Source organism: Paenibacillus qinlingensis (assembly GCF_013204845.1).
GTDB lineage: Bacteria > Bacillota > Bacilli > Paenibacillales > NBRC-103111 > Paenibacillus_E > Paenibacillus_E qinlingensis.
In genome coordinates this window covers 1-18,177 of record NZ_JABMKY010000008.1, presented here as the reverse complement: position 1 = coordinate 18,177, position 18,177 = coordinate 1, and the positions used below count along the sequence as shown (strand labels likewise).

16 protein-coding genes are annotated in these 18,177 nt (G+C 44.3%); 15 read left to right on the top strand and 1 reads right to left on the bottom strand.

The window, feature by feature from the left end:
* Positions 1-256 precede the first annotated feature (256 nt).
* From serC to HQN88_RS16350, 15 genes are all read left to right on the top strand, one after another.
* Positions 257-1,339 (top strand): 3-phosphoserine/phosphohydroxythreonine transaminase, encoded by a 1,083-nt coding sequence (serC, locus tag HQN88_RS16420; protein ID WP_173114095.1) that lies wholly within the window; start codon positions 257-259, stop codon positions 1,337-1,339.
* 89 nt (positions 1,340-1,428) lie between these two features.
* The gene (locus HQN88_RS16415; RefSeq protein WP_173114092.1) at positions 1,429-2,205 is read left to right on the top strand and encodes a DeoR/GlpR family DNA-binding transcription regulator; all 777 of its coding nucleotides are present in this window, start codon (positions 1,429-1,431) and stop codon (positions 2,203-2,205) included.
* A gap of 155 nt (positions 2,206-2,360) precedes the next feature.
* Positions 2,361-3,173, top strand: coding sequence for a phosphonoacetaldehyde hydrolase (phnX, locus tag HQN88_RS16410; RefSeq protein WP_173114089.1), 813 nt, complete (start codon positions 2,361-2,363; stop codon positions 3,171-3,173).
* Complete coding sequence (locus HQN88_RS16405) at positions 3,170-4,309, top strand: phosphonoacetaldehyde reductase (RefSeq protein ID WP_173114086.1); 1,140 nt, start codon at positions 3,170-3,172, stop codon at positions 4,307-4,309. The genes phnX and HQN88_RS16405 overlap by 4 nt, the downstream gene beginning before the upstream one ends.
* Before the next feature lie 43 nt (positions 4,310-4,352).
* A complete protein-coding gene (locus tag HQN88_RS16400; RefSeq protein ID WP_173114083.1) occupies positions 4,353-5,405 on the top strand; it encodes a phosphate/phosphite/phosphonate ABC transporter substrate-binding protein in 1,053 nt (350 codons plus the stop codon).
* A gap of 43 nt (positions 5,406-5,448) precedes the next feature.
* Complete coding sequence (gene phnC, locus HQN88_RS16395; protein WP_173114080.1) at positions 5,449-6,255, top strand: phosphonate ABC transporter ATP-binding protein; 807 nt, start codon at positions 5,449-5,451, stop codon at positions 6,253-6,255.
* Positions 6,245-7,030: a PhnE/PtxC family ABC transporter permease gene (locus HQN88_RS16390; protein WP_173114077.1), complete on the top strand. Its 786-nt coding sequence runs from the start codon at positions 6,245-6,247 to the stop codon at positions 7,028-7,030. Before phnC ends, HQN88_RS16390 begins: the two co-directional genes overlap by 11 nt.
* A gap of 1 nt (position 7,031) precedes the next feature.
* Positions 7,032-7,847 carry a PhnE/PtxC family ABC transporter permease gene (locus HQN88_RS16385; RefSeq protein WP_173114074.1) on the top strand — a complete coding sequence of 272 codons (816 nt, stop codon included), beginning with the start codon at positions 7,032-7,034 and terminating at the stop codon, positions 7,845-7,847.
* A 271-nt stretch (positions 7,848-8,118) separates the two neighbouring features.
* Positions 8,119-9,222 (top strand): amidohydrolase family protein, encoded by a 1,104-nt coding sequence (locus tag HQN88_RS16380; protein ID WP_246320281.1) that lies wholly within the window; start codon positions 8,119-8,121, stop codon positions 9,220-9,222.
* 12 nt (positions 9,223-9,234) lie between these two features.
* Positions 9,235-10,158: an ABC transporter permease gene (locus HQN88_RS16375; protein WP_274319528.1), complete on the top strand. Its 924-nt coding sequence runs from the start codon at positions 9,235-9,237 to the stop codon at positions 10,156-10,158.
* Positions 10,159-11,034, top strand: a complete 876-nt coding sequence (locus tag HQN88_RS16370; RefSeq protein WP_173114071.1) for a carbohydrate ABC transporter permease — start codon at positions 10,159-10,161, stop codon at positions 11,032-11,034. It abuts the gene before it with no gap.
* 20 nt (positions 11,035-11,054) lie between these two features.
* On the top strand, positions 11,055-11,450 hold the full coding sequence (locus HQN88_RS16365; RefSeq protein WP_173114068.1) for a Rieske (2Fe-2S) protein: 396 nt from the start codon (positions 11,055-11,057) through the stop codon (positions 11,448-11,450).
* Between the two features lie 74 nt (positions 11,451-11,524).
* A complete protein-coding gene (locus HQN88_RS16360) occupies positions 11,525-13,024 on the top strand; it encodes an extracellular solute-binding protein (RefSeq protein WP_173114065.1) in 1,500 nt (499 codons plus the stop codon).
* Between the two features lie 97 nt (positions 13,025-13,121).
* Positions 13,122-15,431, top strand: a complete 2,310-nt coding sequence (locus HQN88_RS16355) for an AraC family transcriptional regulator (RefSeq protein WP_173114062.1) — start codon at positions 13,122-13,124, stop codon at positions 15,429-15,431.
* A gap of 15 nt (positions 15,432-15,446) precedes the next feature.
* Positions 15,447-16,901: a glycoside hydrolase family 88 protein gene (locus HQN88_RS16350; protein ID WP_173114059.1), complete on the top strand. Its 1,455-nt coding sequence runs from the start codon at positions 15,447-15,449 to the stop codon at positions 16,899-16,901.
* Between the two features lie 56 nt (positions 16,902-16,957).
* Here HQN88_RS16350 and HQN88_RS16345 read toward each other — a convergent pair whose 3' ends face one another.
* A complete protein-coding gene (locus HQN88_RS16345) occupies positions 16,958-17,803 on the bottom strand; it encodes an RMD1 family protein (RefSeq protein WP_173114056.1) in 846 nt (281 codons plus the stop codon).
* Positions 17,804-18,177: the final 374 nt, after the last annotated feature.

The window sequence follows — 18,177 nt, the reverse complement described above, 5'->3', positions numbered from 1 at the left end:
TCGGTAGTAGTTTTAACTGAATATAAATCAATAATTGAATTATGCCTATGATGAGAATCCAACTCGGAGGCGTTTTCGTCAAGAGCATTATGCAAATAATGTTCCTAAGTTAGCCGGTCCCGACCGTTATCGCGGAACCAAGAGGATCGAACAGTTATGTTCGATCAAGTTGGGTGGCACCGCGAGCAAACGCTCCTCGTCCCAATAAGACGAAGGGCGTTTTTGCGTTTTCTAAAACGATAGGAGGTTGGAAAAAATGTATCGTATTAACAATTTCAATCCGGGACCGGCAGCTCTTCCTCTTGAAGTCCTGCATCAGGCACAAGACAAATTTATTGCGTATAGGAACGGTATGTCCATTATGGAGATGTCTCATCGTAGTAGGGATGTTGAACAACTATTCGAGGAGACACAGCAGATCATGCTTGAGATTTTAGGATTGGATTCGCAGTATCAAGTCCTATTTATGAGTGGTGGTGCCAGCATGCAGTTTGCTATGGTACCTCTGAATTTTATGTCAGCTAAAAGAAATGGAAGCTATGTTCTTTCCGGTAGTTTTTCGGAAAAGGCTTATAAAGAAGCTCAAACTGTTGGCAATGCAAAAATTGTAGCGAGCAGTAAACCACAAAATTGGTGCAGTCTTCCTGCTGTGAACGATTTAAGAGTAGATCCTGAAGCCGCTTATCTCCACTTCACGACCAATAATACGATTGAGGGATCACAATTCCATGATTTTCCCTCGGCTGGTTCAGTTCCCCTTATTGGAGATATGACGAGTGATTTACTTAGTCGGAAGATGGCGTTCAACGAGTTTTCTATGTTGTATGCTTCAGCTCAAAAAAACCTTGGGCCAGCAGGCGCAACCGTTGTGGTCATTCGGGATGATTTGTTGAAAGCATGTGTTAACCCTATTCCGACCATTCTAAATTACAAAACATACGCACAAAACAATTCACTTTATAATACACCTCCAGTCCATTCCATTTATATGATGAAACTTGTACTTGAATGGGTAAAACGGCAGGGAGGTATCACAGAAATAGAGAAAGTGAACGTCCAGAAAGCAAACCTTCTTTATGATGTGATTGATAGTAGCGGGGGCTATTACAAGGGATTTATTGAAAAGCCTTTTCGTTCAATGATGAATATCACATGGCGAATGAGAGATGAAGAATTAGAGAAACTTTTTGTTCAGGAGTCCGAGTTGCATGGCTTTGACGGTTTAGCTGGTCATCGAAGTGTTGGCGGATTACGTGCATCAGCCTATAATGCTGTTCCCATTCAGGCCTGTAAAGATCTCGCAGAGTTCATGATAGATTTTCAAAAACGTAAGGGGTGAAGCTGCCACATTTACGGGACAGCGCATTTTTGCTAGGATATAGATACATACAAACGCAAATTAACGCAATAACACGGAGGAGATACGAAATGCTTGCACCAGAAAGGCATCGATTAATACTATTGGAGCTAGAATCCAAGGGGCAAGTCACCGTTGTGGAATTGAAGTCGCTGTTGCAAGTTTCTCTTGATACTGTACGTAGGGATCTTGAACGGTTGGAGCAAGAGGAGAAGCTTCAGCGTGTACATGGAGGAGCTGTTTCCAAAAGGGAAGAGATTGCTACGAATCAAGCGTTCTTTAAGCGTAAGATCACGCATAACGAGCGAAAGCAAGAATTGGCCCTGTATGCTGTCGAGCTGGTGAGAGAATATCAAGCTATTTCTCTCAATGCAGGCACGACGAACATTGAAGTAGCGAAGCGGCTTGCGGCTCGCTTTGAGAAACTTACGATCATAACCAATTCCCTTCGGATCGCGGATATTTTGGCTCAGAAAAAAGGCTTCACCGTTATTATTCCGGGGGGCTACCTAAATCATGAGGAGTTCTCCTTGTATGGGCGTGCGATTGAAGAAGAGATTATGAACTTCAATACCGACTTAGCACTCATTAGTATCAATGCGATTTCCCTTGAGAAAGGGCTGACTGATTTTCGCCAGGGGGAAACGGAAGTCATCAATGCGATGCTAAAGGGCGCGAAGCGGAAAGTCGTCGTAGCGGATTCGAGTAAATTCGAAACGGTATCTTACCTGAACATTTGTGGATTAGACCAGATTGATTCGATCGTAACGGATTCTGATATGGATAGTGGTCTTCTAGAATTGTACAAAAAACATAATGTTACCATCATAAACGCAGGCTTATCATAGCTTGCGTTTTTATTATGTTTTCGCAATGTTAAAAACAGCAAATAACAGCATATAATTGTTAATTTAACGTAAAATATAGCAAAAAGCATTGCTTGTTTGCGTTATATCATTCTATAATTGGGTATATCCAAACCACCTAGAAATGAGGAGTCAAGTTGAGTAGTAAAGAACGCATTAAAGCAGTTATTTTTGATTGGGCCGGTACCGTAATTGATTATGGTTGCTTCGCGCCAATGCATGCATTTATTCAAACGTTTGAAGAAGCAGGGGTACCGATTACAGATCGTGAAGCCAGAGTGCCGATGGGCCTTTTGAAATGGGATCATATTCACGCAATTCTGCAGATGGAAAGAGTAGAAACAGCATGGATAACCAAGTACGGTACGCAAGCCGTGAAGGAGGATATTGATCGTCTCTATGTTCGATTCGAGGCCATATTGATGGAATCTTTGAAAACTTACACGGATCCGATTCCTGGGGCGTTAGAAACAGTGGAACAACTTCGTAATGCGGGGCTAGCCATCGGATCGACGACTGGGTATACAGCAAGCATGATGGCGGTCATCGTTCCGGAAGCCAAGCGGAAGGGATATTCGCCAGACTGCTTGGTCACATCAGATGAAGTAAAAGCCGGCCGGCCTTATCCGTATATGATTTTCCGAAATCTAGTGGAGCTCGGCATCTATCCTCCAAAAGCAGTCGTCAAGGTTGGAGATACGGTATCCGACATTCAAGAAGGTAGGAATGCGGGGGTATGGACGGTTGCTATCCTACTAGGAAGTAGTGAGTTGGGTTTAACACAAGCTGAAGTTGAGAGTCTGCACCCAGATGAACTCGCAGAGCGAATGAATCAAACGAGACTGATATTTGAACAAGCAGGAGCAGATTATATTATTGGTTCAATCGCTCAGCTGCCACTTGTCATTGAGGAGCTTGAACGAAGCGGTTTGGAGCGGGGAACGAGATGAACCATTTTTATAACCCAGTAGCCGTCTTCTTAGGAACAGAATCGGCGGAAGCATTCGCTGAGTTGTTTATCAATCGTTATACAAATGTCAGAAGGGTACTAATACTTACAAGAGGAGGGGGCGTTGAGAAGAGTGATTGTCTACAGCCTATCTTGAACGCACTCTCTCACAAGGAAACGCTATTGATCGAAGTGACTTTGAATAATCCTAATGTGTCCGATATTTGGAAGCTGAAACAGGAAATTGAGCCCTTCCAGTATGAACTTATTGTGGCAATTGGCGGAGGCAGTGTCATGGATGCTGCTAAAGTGTTGTCGGCTTTACAACACAAGACCCTACCTACAATCGTGGAAGTTCGAGAAGCCATCACACATGAGGGATACCGCAATAAACACAATTTTACCCCGTGGGTCGGGATCCCAACGACATCAGGAACGGGTTCAGAGGTGACGTGTTGGGCAACCGTATGGGACGAAGAGTTCGGAAGCAAATATTCGGTTTCCGATGAGAGGTTGTATGCGAGCGCAGCTTTCATTCTTCCAGAGTTGACCGTTACGATGCCGTTTCGTTTAAGCGTTGCTACAGCATTAGATGCCTTGTGCCATGCAACTGAAGCGTATTGGTCTGTTCATACGAACACCGTTACCCGTGTTTACTCGCTGGAAGCGATTGAACGCATTCGACGTACGCTCCCATTATTAATCGAGCAACCCGATAACCTGGCCTGGAGAGAGCAATTATCCTTGGCAAGTCTGATGGCTGGATTGGCATTTAGCAATACGAGAACGACTGCCTGCCATTCCATATCTTATCCGCTTACAATGTTATATGGTATCGATCATGGTATCGCTGCCAGCCTAACGTTAACGACAGTGTTAAGACATAATTTCAATACATTAATTGAACCGGATAAATTGCTTCATGCATTTGGGGCAACGGACGTAGACGAAGTCGATGATCTGATTCGAAGTATTTATAACAGATATGGATTGTCAAGCAATCTAAGCTCATATGGCGTCACAGTTGAAGGCATCCGCGAGGTTGTGGACCACTCTTATACGAAAGGGAGAATGGATAATAATCCTGCCCCCATATCTCCTGAAGAACTTGAACGTATGCTAGTTGCCTTATTATAAAATAGCCAATTTAAACTAAAATTAGTATGGGAGGCTTTTTATTATGAATAAGAAAATGTTAACGCTCATGCTTTCTTTATCTTTGGTTGTTGTAACAGCTGGTTGCGGTACGAATGCTCAGAATGGCACACAAGCGGTAAAGACCAAAGATACCATTACGATCGGTTGGTTCCCAAATGAATCCGGTGCAGATATGAAAATTTCACGGGACGAAATAGGGAAAGTTGTTGCAGCCGCAACTGGGAAAAAGGTAGAGCACAAAACGACGACTGACTACACGATTGCTATTGAAGCCATTGCCAGCGGCAGTGCAGATATAATTTATACGGGAGCACAAGCTTATGTCGAAGCGAATGCGAAGAATAAGAAGGTTCAGCCGCTAGTCGTGCCTAGCGGAGAGTCAGGAACATTGGATGATGCGGTTTATAATAGCTGGTTAAACGTGCGTAAAGGGGATGGGGATGCCTATAAAGTCGGCAGCATCTACTCAATGGATAATATTGCCGGTAAAAAGTTTTCATTCGTATCCAACTCCTCTACATCCGGCTTTAAAATCCCTTCAGGCAGAATCCTTACCTATTTTACGAAAAAAGATAAATATAAGAATTTGACTGTGGATGATTTACTTCTAGGCGGCAAAGATAAGTTCTTTAGCGATGTGCTTTTTGGAGGAACTCACCAAGGATCGGCAGTTAATTTGTTAAATGGTAAAGCGGATGTGGCTGCCTTCTGCGATACTTGCGTGGCTAACTATATCGAACTGAGCTCAGGGACGGAAAACACGCCTGGTGCGGTATACAAAGTAAAACAAGGTGCAGCAGAACCGTTTAATACACAGGTAGGTAAAGAGTTCGAGGTCATTTCGGTTACACCGGTACTGAATCAACCGATTGTTATTAACACAGGCACGGTAAGTGTAGAGGACACAAAGAAAATAAAGGATGCCCTCACATCCGATGCGGTAACGAACAACCCGCTGATCTTCATTCCGAAAGATTCGAAGGAACCAGGCATGTTTAAGCAAAAGACTGGCAAAGAAAAGTTCCTTGGCGTGGATGACGCATTTTTCAACCCAATCCGAACACTCTACAACTAAAAGGTATAACAACGTGCCAAACCGACCGATTGAGGGAGCAGCCATGACAACATTACTCGAATTCAAGCAGGTATCCAAACAGTATGGTATGGATACTAAAGCGTTAACGGATGTTAATTTCGCTGTGAGAGAAGGCGAGTTTGTGTCGATTATCGGTCCCTCAGGGGCCGGTAAATCCACACTGCTGCGCTGTATTAACCGTATGATTGATGCAAGCAGTGGCGAAATTCTATGGAATGGCGTTAATATTTTGGCATGTAAGAAGAACGAATTGAAACGGTTGAGAACTCAGATGGGCATGGTATTCCAGCATTATAATTTAGTGAATAGACTGTCTGTCATCGAAAATGTTTTGCACGGGCGGCTTGGTTATAAGTCCACCCTGGAAGGGATTCTGGGGCTTTACTCCAAGGAGGAGAAGCATCAAGCCTTTACGATTTTGACAACACTCGGACTAGAAAAGCAGATCTATAAGCGGTGTGATCAACTGAGTGGTGGACAGAAGCAGAGAGTTGGAATTGCCAGAGCTCTTGTGCAGAATCCCAAAATGCTGCTTTGCGATGAGCCAATCGCTTCATTAGATCCCAATGCCTCCAAGGTCATCATGGATCATCTCCGTACTATTTCTACCACGATGGGTATCACGGTTATTGTGAACCTGCATCAAGTGGATGCAGCGCTGAAATACTCAGACCGGATACTCGGAGTGAATAAGGGAACTATTGTCTATGATGGTCATCCGACAGGAATCAATCGCGAGCAGTTATCCCGCATTTACGGTTCGGAGGTTCATGAGCATCAGGAGGAGCTGGAAGAGTTAGACGAGCTGGAGGGCAGTTATGCAAGATAATTTCTTTGCCAGAAAGCGATTGAAGACGCTGTTATTTTGTGGCTTATTGTTAACCCTAACCCTCATTGCCATACTCATAACGAACTATAACGTCATCAAAGGTTTTACTTCTATACCTAAGGCGGCCGAATGGGCATTCAACAATTTTTATCCGAACGAAAAATCATTGAAACGGCTTCCCGTTATTATCAGCGCGCTCTCTGAGACGATTCTCGTATCTATTGCGGCAACCGCCGTTGCAGCCTTATTTGCCTTGATGTTCGCTATCGCGGGCTCCCATACGACTGGAGTAGGAGGGGGACTCGGTTTGGTAAGCCGATCGATCGCGACCGTATTCCGCAACATTGATGTATCCGCGTGGTCGATGATCTTGCTCATATCTTTCGGTCAAAATGTATTGACGGGATACTTCGCGCTTTTTTTTGGCACCTTCGGCTTTTTGACCCGCGCCTTTACGGAATCGATTGACGAAGTAAGCAGCAGTTCTGTAGAAGCATTAAGATCTACAGGGGCAGGCTATTTGTCCATTATTTCGCAATCTGTTATTCCGGCCTGTATTCCACAGCTGATCAGTTGGATCTTGTTCATGATGGAAACGAACATTCGTCAAGCTACTTTAATTGGTATTCTAACCGGGACGGGTATTGGTTTTCTTTTCAACTTGTATTACAAAAGTCTTAATTTCAGCGCTGCCTCTTTAGTTGTCCTTGTTCTCGTCCTTGCTATCTTTATGATAGAAACGGTTTCTACCTACATCAGGAAGGTGATTATGTAACATGACCATGGAGGAACTGGCAATGAAGAAGCCGTTCAACAAACAAAAGCTGGTGATCCGGCTGACCTTGGTGTCAATCGTCGTATTAACGCTGTATGCATTCGCAACTTTTGACTATAAGGACATTCAATTTCTAGATGCTATTATCTCGACAGCCCATACCCTTATAACGATGTTCTTTCAGCCGCACTTTAAACACATTACCTTTATTGAAGCGGTTACCTATTTGCTTATCACCCTCGGATTGGCCTTTCTGACAACGCTGTTCGGGGCCATCATTGCTGTGGTGCTCGGCTTAATGGCTGCCACCAATCTATCCAGCCCGACACTTTCCGTCGTAGTTAAAGGCATAGTTGCTTTTATTAGAGCGGTACCAACTGTCCTGTGGGTATTGATTTTTGCCGTTGCTGCGGGATTGGGCAGTGTGGCTGCGGTTATTGGGATGACGTTCCATTCTGTCAGCTATCTCGTGAAAACGTATTCGGAATCATTCGAGGAGTTAGATAAAGGAGTCATTGAAGCATTAAAAGCAAGTGGTGCTAATTGGGTTCAAATCGTATTTCAAGCCGTTCTGCCTTCGTCGATCACCTATTTGATCTCATGGACGTTTATGCGATTTGAGATTAACTTCTCCGTAGCATTAGCCATGGGTGCTGCAGCTGGCGCAGGAGGAATTGGGTATGATTTTTTCATGGCCAGTTCCTACTATTATGATGTGAGGGAAATCGGAGCGATTACGTATCTCATTCTGATTTTTGCCATCTTGTTGGAGCTATTGGCTGGCGGGATTAAGAAGAAATTGAGAGTTAAAGGGTGAAAGTGAATTCAATATTACTGATAATAAGTCTAATGCCAAGCGATCTCCTTTGTGGAGAACACGCTTGGCTTTTTATTTTTCCATGAAGAATGAAGGTGCCATTCAGTCACGTAATGATTCTACGGAAGAAGATAAGGATTACCTTCGTCTAAAAAACCTTATCCCGCTTACGGTTCTGGACTGTCAGGTATTGATTATAGGCGGTAAGTAAACGACGGGCTAAGATGATTAGCAAGCAGGACATAACAACGACGAAGAAAGGTGAAAACAGATGAATCACAACGATATCCAACACGGACATACACAGTCGATGCTCATTGATACCGATGTGCACAATGGGATTAGAGACCCTCACGATTTACTTCCTTATTTAGATAAGCCATGGCATAAGCAGTGGATCGGTGTTGGGACTGGCGTAGGACAACCGTATTACTCACCGGTAGGTGTGTTAAGAAGAGATGCGATTCCCGATGACGGCGGCAGCTCTGGCAGTGATCCGGTTTTTATGGTGAAGGATCACATTGAACGTTATGGCTTTGATTATGTCATTTTAACGGGGCAAAATGTGCTGGAAATGTCGCTCAATCCCGATAGCGATTATGGGAATGCTGTGATATCCGCCTATAACGACTATTTAATCGATCGTTGGTTATCTAAAGATGTTCGCTATAAAGGCGCTATGGTGATTAACCATTCGGATCCCTTGTACGCGGCAAAGGAAATTATGCGAATCGGCGGGCATCCGGATATTGTGGAAGTTATCATGTGCAGCGGCAGTACGCGGTTGTATGGAAATCGTTTCTTTCATCCTATTTACGAAGCAGCAGAGAAGATGGGCTTACCGATCGCTATCCATCCAGGGACGGAAGGACGCGGAATGACAGGAGCGCCGACTCCTTCCGGTTATCCATCGCGCTATATGGAATGGCATAATATTCTGCCCACCAATTATATGGCGCATGTGAATAGTTTGGTGTGCGAAGGGGTTTTCGAGAAATTTCCAGGTGTAAAAGTGGTCGCGATCGAAGGCGGAATCGCTTGGCTGCCACATCTCATGTGGCGAATGGATAAGAACTACAAAGCGCTGCGGGATACGACGCCATGGCTGACAAAGCTGCCCTCGGAATACATTCGGGAGCATGTCTATGTAACGACGCAGCCGATTGAGGAACCGGACGCGCCGGAGCATCTCGTACACATCATTCAGATGTGTAAAATGGAGGATCGAGTCCTCTACTCAAGTGATTATCCGCACTGGGATTTCGATCATCCCAAAATGGTGCTTGCTGCTTTTCCAAAGGAGCTTCGCAAGAAAGTCCAAGGCGGAAATGCGGCAGCCTTATACGGTTTGCATAAGAAGGAGAATTTGAAGTGAGGGGGATTATCGGTGAAGGCATCCAGAATCAGATTAACATTGCTCAAAGATCTACGACGTGATCACTGGCTGTACATCATGGCCTTGCCAGGCATTCTCTATTTTATCTTGTTTAAATATTGGCCAATGGGCGGCATCATTATTGCCTTTCAGAACTTCCAGCCGTTCACCGGTTTTTTCGGAAGTGAATGGGTAGGATTGAAGCATTTTCATCGCTTATTCTCTGATCCTGATTTCTTCATGCTGCTGCGCAATACGTTGATGCTTTCACTGTATCAATTGGTCTTTGCCTTTCCAGCGCCAATCATACTGTCCTTAATGCTGAATGAATTGCGTCGAGAGTGGTTCAAACGCTGGATTCAAACACTTGTCTATATTCCGCATTTTATGTCATGGGTCGTTGTAGTCGCGATGTTTTTCGTTATCTTCGAATCCGAACAGAGCTTATTCCAATCCTGGATTGCCTCGCTGGGTTTCCAAAAATTTTCAATCATGATGGATCCCAAATTTTTCCGTCCCATGTATATTCTGCAAGTCATCTGGCGGGATAGCGGATGGGGAACCGTTATTTATCTAGCTGCGCTGGCGGCTATAAGTCCAGAGTTATATGAGGCAGCCAAAATGGATGGGGCTGGACGCTTCCGTCAAATTTGGCACATCACGTTGCCGGGCATACGCAGTACAATTGTGATCCTACTCCTGCTGAAAATAAGTGACATCTTGGAAACAAGTTTTGATCATGTCTTTAATATTGTCAACTCGCTGACGCGTGATGTGGGAGAGGTTTTCGATACCTATGTGTATCGCGTGGGCTTAGTTAACGGGCAGCTTAGCTATGCGACTTCAGTTGGCCTATTTAAAGGCGTTGTAGGCCTACTCCTTGTCGTGTTGGCAAACTGGCTTGTGAAGAAATCAGGCGAGGAGGGGCTCTACTAAATGACGGATAAACGTTGGGGAAATTATTTGTTTGATGGAATCAATATTATTCTGCTTAGCTTGTTTGCATTAATTACGGTTGTGCCATTTATCCATGTGATTTCCAGTTCCTTTGCCTCTGTTGCCGAGTATAACTCACGATCGTTCCTGCTATTTCCAACGGAGTTCTCCCTGAAGGCCTATTCGTACATCTTTACAACCAATGCGCTGCCCAAAAGCTTAGGGATTACCGTATGGATTACCGTTGCAGGTACACTGACAAGCTTACTGCTTACGACGTTGTTTGCGTATCCCTTATCGAGGAATCGCTTTCACTTCCGGCGCAGCATCATGTTTCTCATTGTGGTGACGATGATTTTTCAAGGCGGCATGATTCCGGATTATCTTGTCGTGAAAGAACTTGGCCTGCTGAATTCCTATTGGTCGCTGATTTTACCGAGGGCAATTATCGCTTTCTATCTCATTATCATGATTAATTTCTTCAAGAACATCCCAGAGGAGCTTGAGGAATCCGCGAAAATCGACGGATGCGGGGACTTACGGATGCTTTTCCGTATCATTATTCCACTGTCTTTACCGGCAATTGCTACGCTGACTTTGTTCTACGCTGTGCTTCAGTGGAACACTTACATGCATGCCATCCTGTACATTAATGATACGGAGAAATGGCCCATCCAGGTACTGCTTAGACAGATTGTCATGGTTTCTCAAGCAGGCTTTGTGGAGCAGGGCTCAATAGCCGGGGAATCTGCGATCCCCCCAGAAACAGTGAAAATGGCCGTTATCACGGTGGCTACTTTGCCGATCTTGGTCGTCTATCCATTTTTACAAAAATACTTTGCAAAAGGCGCCTTAGTCGGCTCTGTGAAGGGATAGTAGAAAGGAGGCATACATGCATGGAAAAGATATGGGTAGCTGCAAAAGATGAGATTGTGGAAGGTACCTGTAAAATGGTTAAAGTCAAAAATGCCGAGTACGGCATCTATAAGGTGAAGGGCGAATATTACGCATGGCGCAATGCGTGCCCGCACTTCGGCGCTCCCGTCTGCAAGGGAGTCATTACGGGGACGCGTCTGCCCTCTCTCGTCTACGAATATAAGCTTGGGCGTGAAAATGAGATTGTCAGGTGCCCTTGGCATGGCTGGGAGTTCGATCTGACGACAGGCGAGCACCTGGTTGATCCTCAGACCAAGCTTCGTCAAGGAAAGTTGGACTTCACGAATGCTGGGCAGGAAAGTTTAGAGAAAGCAGAGCTGGAATTGCAGACAGACGGCATTTATATGTGGGTATAAGGGTGTCAAAGCGGCTATACTTAGACATACAGCCGCCTTATATAGACATGTTCAACAACTAAGGAGGAGTAAATGTGAAAAGCAAAAAAGTGGTTAAGTCATGGGGGCTCTCACTCACGATGGTTCTAGCTGTTTCCGCTATACTATCGGGTTGTACAACATCAACCGACACGCCGGGGACATCAAGTCCAAGTGCAGGAGGGAGTCCCGGACCTGCATCGAGCCCGGCTGCGCCGACAGGCCCTGCTAAAGTGTCAATGTTAAATGTGTATTTATCCAACACAGCTCCGAAAGCAGATGGGCCCGTTGTCAAAGAGACAGAGCGCATAGCGAATGCGAAGCTGGATATTACGTATGTGCCATTTAATGTTTACAGCGAGAAATTGAACGTTACGATGACTTCTGGTGAGATGCCTCAAACGATTATGGTAGAAAATCCATTCATTACCTCGGTGCTTAACGGTGTACGGTCCGGTATGTTCTGGGATTTAACGCCATACTTGAACGAGTTTCCAAATTTGAAAAAATACGATCAGAATATCTTAAACAATCTCGCTATTGATGGCAAATACTATGTGATTCCGCGTCCGCGTCCACTTGTACGTGCAGGTACGATTATTCGCAAGGATTGGCTCGATAATGTGGGTCTTACGGAACCGAAGACGATCGATGAATTTTACAACGTATTGAAAGCATTTAAAGAGAAAGACCCTGATAAAAATGGTGTCAATGATACGTACGGCCTCATGCTCTATGAAAATAGTATCCCAGCTGATATTTTCGCATGGTTTGGCGCCCCGAACAACTGGATGGTAGATAAGAGCGGGAATTTTATGAAAGATGTAGAAACCAAAGAGTATCGTGAAGGTTTGACCTTCCTTCGCAAATTGTATAACGAGAATTTAATTAATAAAAACTTTGCGATCGTTGTGCGGAATGAAGCTAGAAAAGATTTATACAACAATAAAGTAGGGCTCAGTATCGAAGCCATTGATGCTGTCGTACCGTTCTACTATCTTCAAATGGCAGATACGAAAAATAAGTATACCATGACGGTAAGTCCGCCTATTAACGGTAAATCGTATGCAGCTGCTGGTCATTTCGGCGGAGCCTTGATTCCGAAAACGAGTGTGAAGACAGAAAAAGAACTTCGTGAAGTTCTTCGCTATTTCAATACAGAAAATAGTGATGAAGCAAAAGCAGAATTTGTCCGTATTTCCCAAGAAAATGATAAAAAGCCAGCGGCAGAGCAATTCAATGTAGATGATCTCAAAAACTTGATTACAACGGATGCGATTGTGTACCCAACGGGCACGACAGATACGGATGTCCTATTGAAAAAGCGGATGACAGAGCTTGCTGCCGCAAGCGTTCAGGATCCATCCATGGGTCTGATTTCGCCAACCCAAACAGAGAAGGACGCGCAGTTGAAAACCCTCCTCATTGATGCGCGAGCGCAATACATCATGGGCAAAATAGACGATGCTGGCTTCGATGCGGCTATTCAACAATGGAAAAAAGTTGGCGGCGATCAAGTCGCGAAAGAACTTTCTGAGCTTTATAAGAAAAAGTAAGCAAGGCATAAAGGGGCGTATCTAAGGATGCAGCCCCTTTACTCCCTTCCATGATATGATGAATGGTATAAGGAATATGGGGAAGAGTGAGGGACTCATGATGAGTAGATTCCAGACATCCAGATTTTTCAAAAATTTAGTGTTGCTTAGCTGCATTATCGGGATACTGCCTGTTGTGCTTCTTGGCTACCTTTCCTTTAATAAATCCTCGGCCATTCTGGAGGAAGAGATTATCGCCAGCAATCGGCTCATCCTGAAGCAGAACAAGGAGAAAGTCGAATATTTACTTAAAACCATTGATACCTTAGCAACGCAAACGATTAGCGGAACTGTTATGACGAATGCGATTTCGATGCAAACGGTATTGGATGTGCCATTTGCCTACGAATACCATGATCTCTTTGAGAAACTGCTCTACGAGCTCGTCCATATTCAAGTGTTCGAATTGGGTATTCAAGACGTTAATTTGATGAGCTACCGTCAGGATTGGATTGTTGAGGGCGGTGCTGTCTATCCGATGAAAGATCGTCCCTTGATCGAGACGCATGATAAACGTTTATATGATTTGCAAAAGTTACTGATCTCCTATCGAGATGACTCTCGCCGTTCCTATTGGAAGCTGACAGACGATGAGAAGTCCGGTCATGTATTTAAGCTCATTAAGCATATTCCGCTGAATGCGATCAACCCCGATGGCATTATTTCAATTAATGTTCCCTTGCAAGAACTTAGTAAGCGTCTTGCTGGTGATGTCAGTAAAGGACGTACGTTGATCATTGATGAGTTAGGGTCTGTCGTCGCAAGCTTAAACAATCATGACATAGGAACGAATGTGAAGACGGAGAGCTATTATCAGCAAATTCTCACAAGTGGCGAGCAAGAAGGTTTTTTCTTCTATAAACAGGATGGTCAGGAGTTTGTCATTCACTATAATCATGCGCTATATAACAATTGGATTTATGCATCCATTACGCCATTAGAATATGTGATGAGTAAATCGAATGGCATCAAGCTCTATACGATTATTTTTGTAGGCATTTTGATCACACTTGTTATCACGACATCGTTCTTTTTTTCGCATAAGCTGTATTCACCGATTCAACGGATCTATCGTTCTATTCAGCCAGATTACAAACAGATGCAGAACAATGAGTTGAGCTATATTAGTGAGCATTTGAATCATTTGACGAAATCAAGTACGAAGCTAAAAGAGGAAATGGTATTTCTGCATAGCCAGACGCGTGAATTCTTGGTATTTAAATTACTAACTGGCGATATTCGGCTAGATTCAATGGAAGATCAACTAGAACGACATGATTTTCCAACAAATTGGGATCGATGGTGTGTGCTGGCCCTACAAATTGATACGTTGGAAGGAACGCGCTATTCCGAAAAGGACATGGATCTGATGCTGTACGCGATTCATAATATGATTGAAGAGATTGTCCCGCAGTCCATGAAGCTCAGCTCGATTGTTCAGAACCAAGGCGTCGTTCTGTTCTTAGGTGGCGGTCTAGAAGATGATACGCCATTAAAAGTACAGGTGTTTAATAAATCCGAAGAAATACGTAATACCATTAAGCAATATTTGAATCTGAAAATAAGCATAGGGATCAGCAGGAGGTACGCGAATTTTATGTATGCACCGCTCGCTCATCAAGAAAGTCTGGATGCATTGGCTTATCGCGTTAGACTGGGATCGGAGTCCATTCTGTTCATTGACGAGGTGGAGCCCAATAAAGCGCAGATGTTCCGTTATCCGAAAGAGCTTGAATTTCAGATTATGGAGGCTATTAAGCAATCGAATGAAGAGCAGGCGCAGGAAAGATTACAGGCTATTATTGCAGATTTTCTGAAAAACCAGATGAACCACTCCGATTATCAGCATTTTATTGGACGTTTATTCAACAACTTAACGGGACTTGTTCAGGATGCAGGTGAATCAGTACAAGAGGTTTTCCAAAAGGAGATTTTCTCCTCGGATATTTTGGTGCGTATGCATTCAGCCAAACAGATCGAAGAATGGTTTTGGAAGCAGATTGTTCAGCCGCTGCTCGCTTGGACAGGGGAGCGCCAGCGCAAGCAGGAAGTGAATATTTCGATGCTGATGATTTCGGAGATTGAACAATATTTTGACCAGGATTTAAGCGTTGAAATGTTTGCTGCTCGGTTTCATTACCATCCAAGCTATATTAGCCGTGTGTTCAAGAAGGACACTGGTGTTAATTTCTCCGAGTATGTCTCGAACTATCGCATTGAAGTTGCCAAGCGCTGGCTGCAAGAAACGGATATGAAGATCGCGGATATTGCTGAAAAGCTGCAATATAGCACGGCTTCTAACTTCAATCGAAATTTTAAAAAGGTTGTACAAGTGACACCGAGCCAGTATCGTGATCAATTCAAATAGAGAGCGGGATCGAAGATGAGACAGGTTCATTATTTGCCGGCCCACGTTATCAGCGAGTCGAAGGCTCTCTTACCTGAGGGTAAACAGATTACTAGAGGGTGGCGTGCTGCGCACTTAGGAGAGGGTCAGGAGCAACTTTCGTTGCTATGGCACTTACATGGAGATCAGCTCAAGCAGACAGCAGGACAAGGCAGTCGGTTGCGGATCACCGTCGCCTTAGACTATCGGGATGCACAGCAGGTTGATGTCATCTTGCGTCAATCCAATGAATGGATTGGTGCTATAGATATTCGGTATGCATATGTATTTCAGCCCTTTGAGCTCCTGCTAACGGAGAAACAGACTGCTGCTGCGCTGCATGAAGGGGTGCGATTGGAGCTCAAAGGTGGCAAGGAACCACTTTGGGTTTTTAATGCCCATCATGATGAGCCGGAGCGGGTGTTATTCGCTCCTCACTTGCTGATGGGAGAACCAAATTCACGCATCGATGAAGCGTTGAATACCATGCTTTCACTCTCCTCTCTTCAACCATTTGGATGGATGGAAGGATGTGTGCTGGATGGGCTGCACAGTTTACAGCCCATTCTGGGGGAGGAACGAGTGAATCCCATCCTGGATTTGCATTTCAGTCAGTTTTTTAATGAGCAAGGGGAATTGCACTATGAAGACTTACATGGTCGACAAGCTGATGGGACTTTTACAACGATTGAAGCAACCTTGCCGCTGGCCGTCATTGTAAAATACCGCATGAATCATCCTGTCATTCTCAAAGCGCTTGAGTTTTTTGAGGCTACAGGTCGCAGGAACGGCGGCGCCGTCATTGATGAGGACATGGTTTCGGCAGAAGGCTCTTACACGGTTGCCTATCCGCTTGCTGTTATGGCCAGGCAGTTTAATCGTCAGGATATGGCCGAGCAAGCTATTGCACAGATTCTGCTCCGACGGGATTGCCTGGCACGCGAGCAGCATGTGTATCTGCGCTTTCATGCAAGATCACAAGAGCACACATTTCGTAGCTGGGCAAGGGCGTTCGCTTGGTATTGTCTAGGGTTGGTTAAAACCTGCGTCGAGCTGAAGGATTCTCCTTTCGCCAATTTGGCAGGGATAGCGGAGCTAGAGGCTGAAATTATCCGCGTTGCTCAGGTGGCTTTGCATTGGAGACAGCCGAGTGGGCTGTGGTCTTGTTTCGTGGATGATTCGGCGACAGGAATTGATACCTCAGGATCGGCAGGAATTTCTGCCGCGTTCGCCTTGGCGGCCAGTCGGCAGTTGTTACCAAACACCTACATGACGATCGCTAAGCACAATCTCCTGGAGCTATCCGGTTATCTGTCACCAGATGGGATTTTGACGGGCGTTGCTCAGCATAATGCAGGGGGTATGGAACTGCAACGAAGTGGCTATCGGGTATACTCGCAAATGGGGTTAGGCTTATGGGCGCAGCTTTATGCGTATACCAGGGAAGATTAGTTGAATGAGATCTAAGCAAAAACACCTAACCTTCGTTTATGAAGGTCAGGTGTTTTTTAATGTGATGAGGGTAGCCAACCAATAATTTGTAATACCGTTAACACGACCTCAATGACGATAAGAATCACGACAATCCATTCTACGAAAAGACCTCGGATCGAATGACTGATCGTCGAAAACCCTTCTAAGATATGATAGAGAATATCTGTTTTACTTTTCAATATAGTATAGCGGTCATTTAATTCAAAAAACACGATCATCTCATCGTAAAACTGGCTTGCTGAGCTATGCGTCCAAGTCAACTCGGGTTTATCCAAAATCATGATATAAGCTAACGTGTTAAACTCATGGCGGACGATCTTGGCGGTCGTTCTGGCCAATTCTTTGTTGCCGACGCGAAGCTTTCCTTTTTCCAGTCTATCAATCATGATTTCGAGGTTATCTTGAATCTTCCCGAGCTGGTCCTCGCTCCTCTCGAGTGCCACTGATTTGGCAAGAACTGTCGCGATCATTTCAGGTAAAAAGAACTCATATTCCGGGGCGACAACGTATTCATCCGTCAGGGTCATACTCTCGGTTTCTTCGATATGGAGACTGTAGTCATCTGTGAATTTATCGGCTCTTTCAAGTGCAATTTCAGGCTCGAAAGATTGAATAAACTTCAACAAAGCTATGATCTCATTCTGGTGTGTCAGATTCACGAAGACAACACTGCCAAAGGAAAAGACTAGTACTTGCTGTAAATCATCTAATTCCTTTTGATAGATTTTTTCAAGGACTTTATGCCTGAGGATTAAGGGTTGTTCCCATGTGTATCTTTTCGGAATGCCACAATGAATCGCAATTTTGTTCAGATCAATTTCATTAGTAATTGCCAAAGCCTTAAATGTAATATCTTTCATAGTTCACCACTCATCTGACTAGCATATATACGCTTTAGTATTAGCAAAAAATGGGGGGAATAGTCCTATAGCCCAAAGCTTATTGTCGACCCAACGACAACCACTAACTAGGAGAAGCATAGAAAACGAGTTTAAATAAACCATTGCATTATTTGTCGAAACCATGCTATATTATCAATCCGGCCGCAAGACAGGCTGGCGAGAGTAACTGAAAGTAACTCGAAAAAAAGTAGTTGCACATTAAAAGTAAACATGGTATATTACTTCTCGCTGCTTCGGTAACACGGTAGCGAACGAAAGAAATTGATCTTTGAAAACTGAACAACGAGTGAGTAAGCACAGTCGAGTAATCGACTATAAAAGAGATTGCAAAA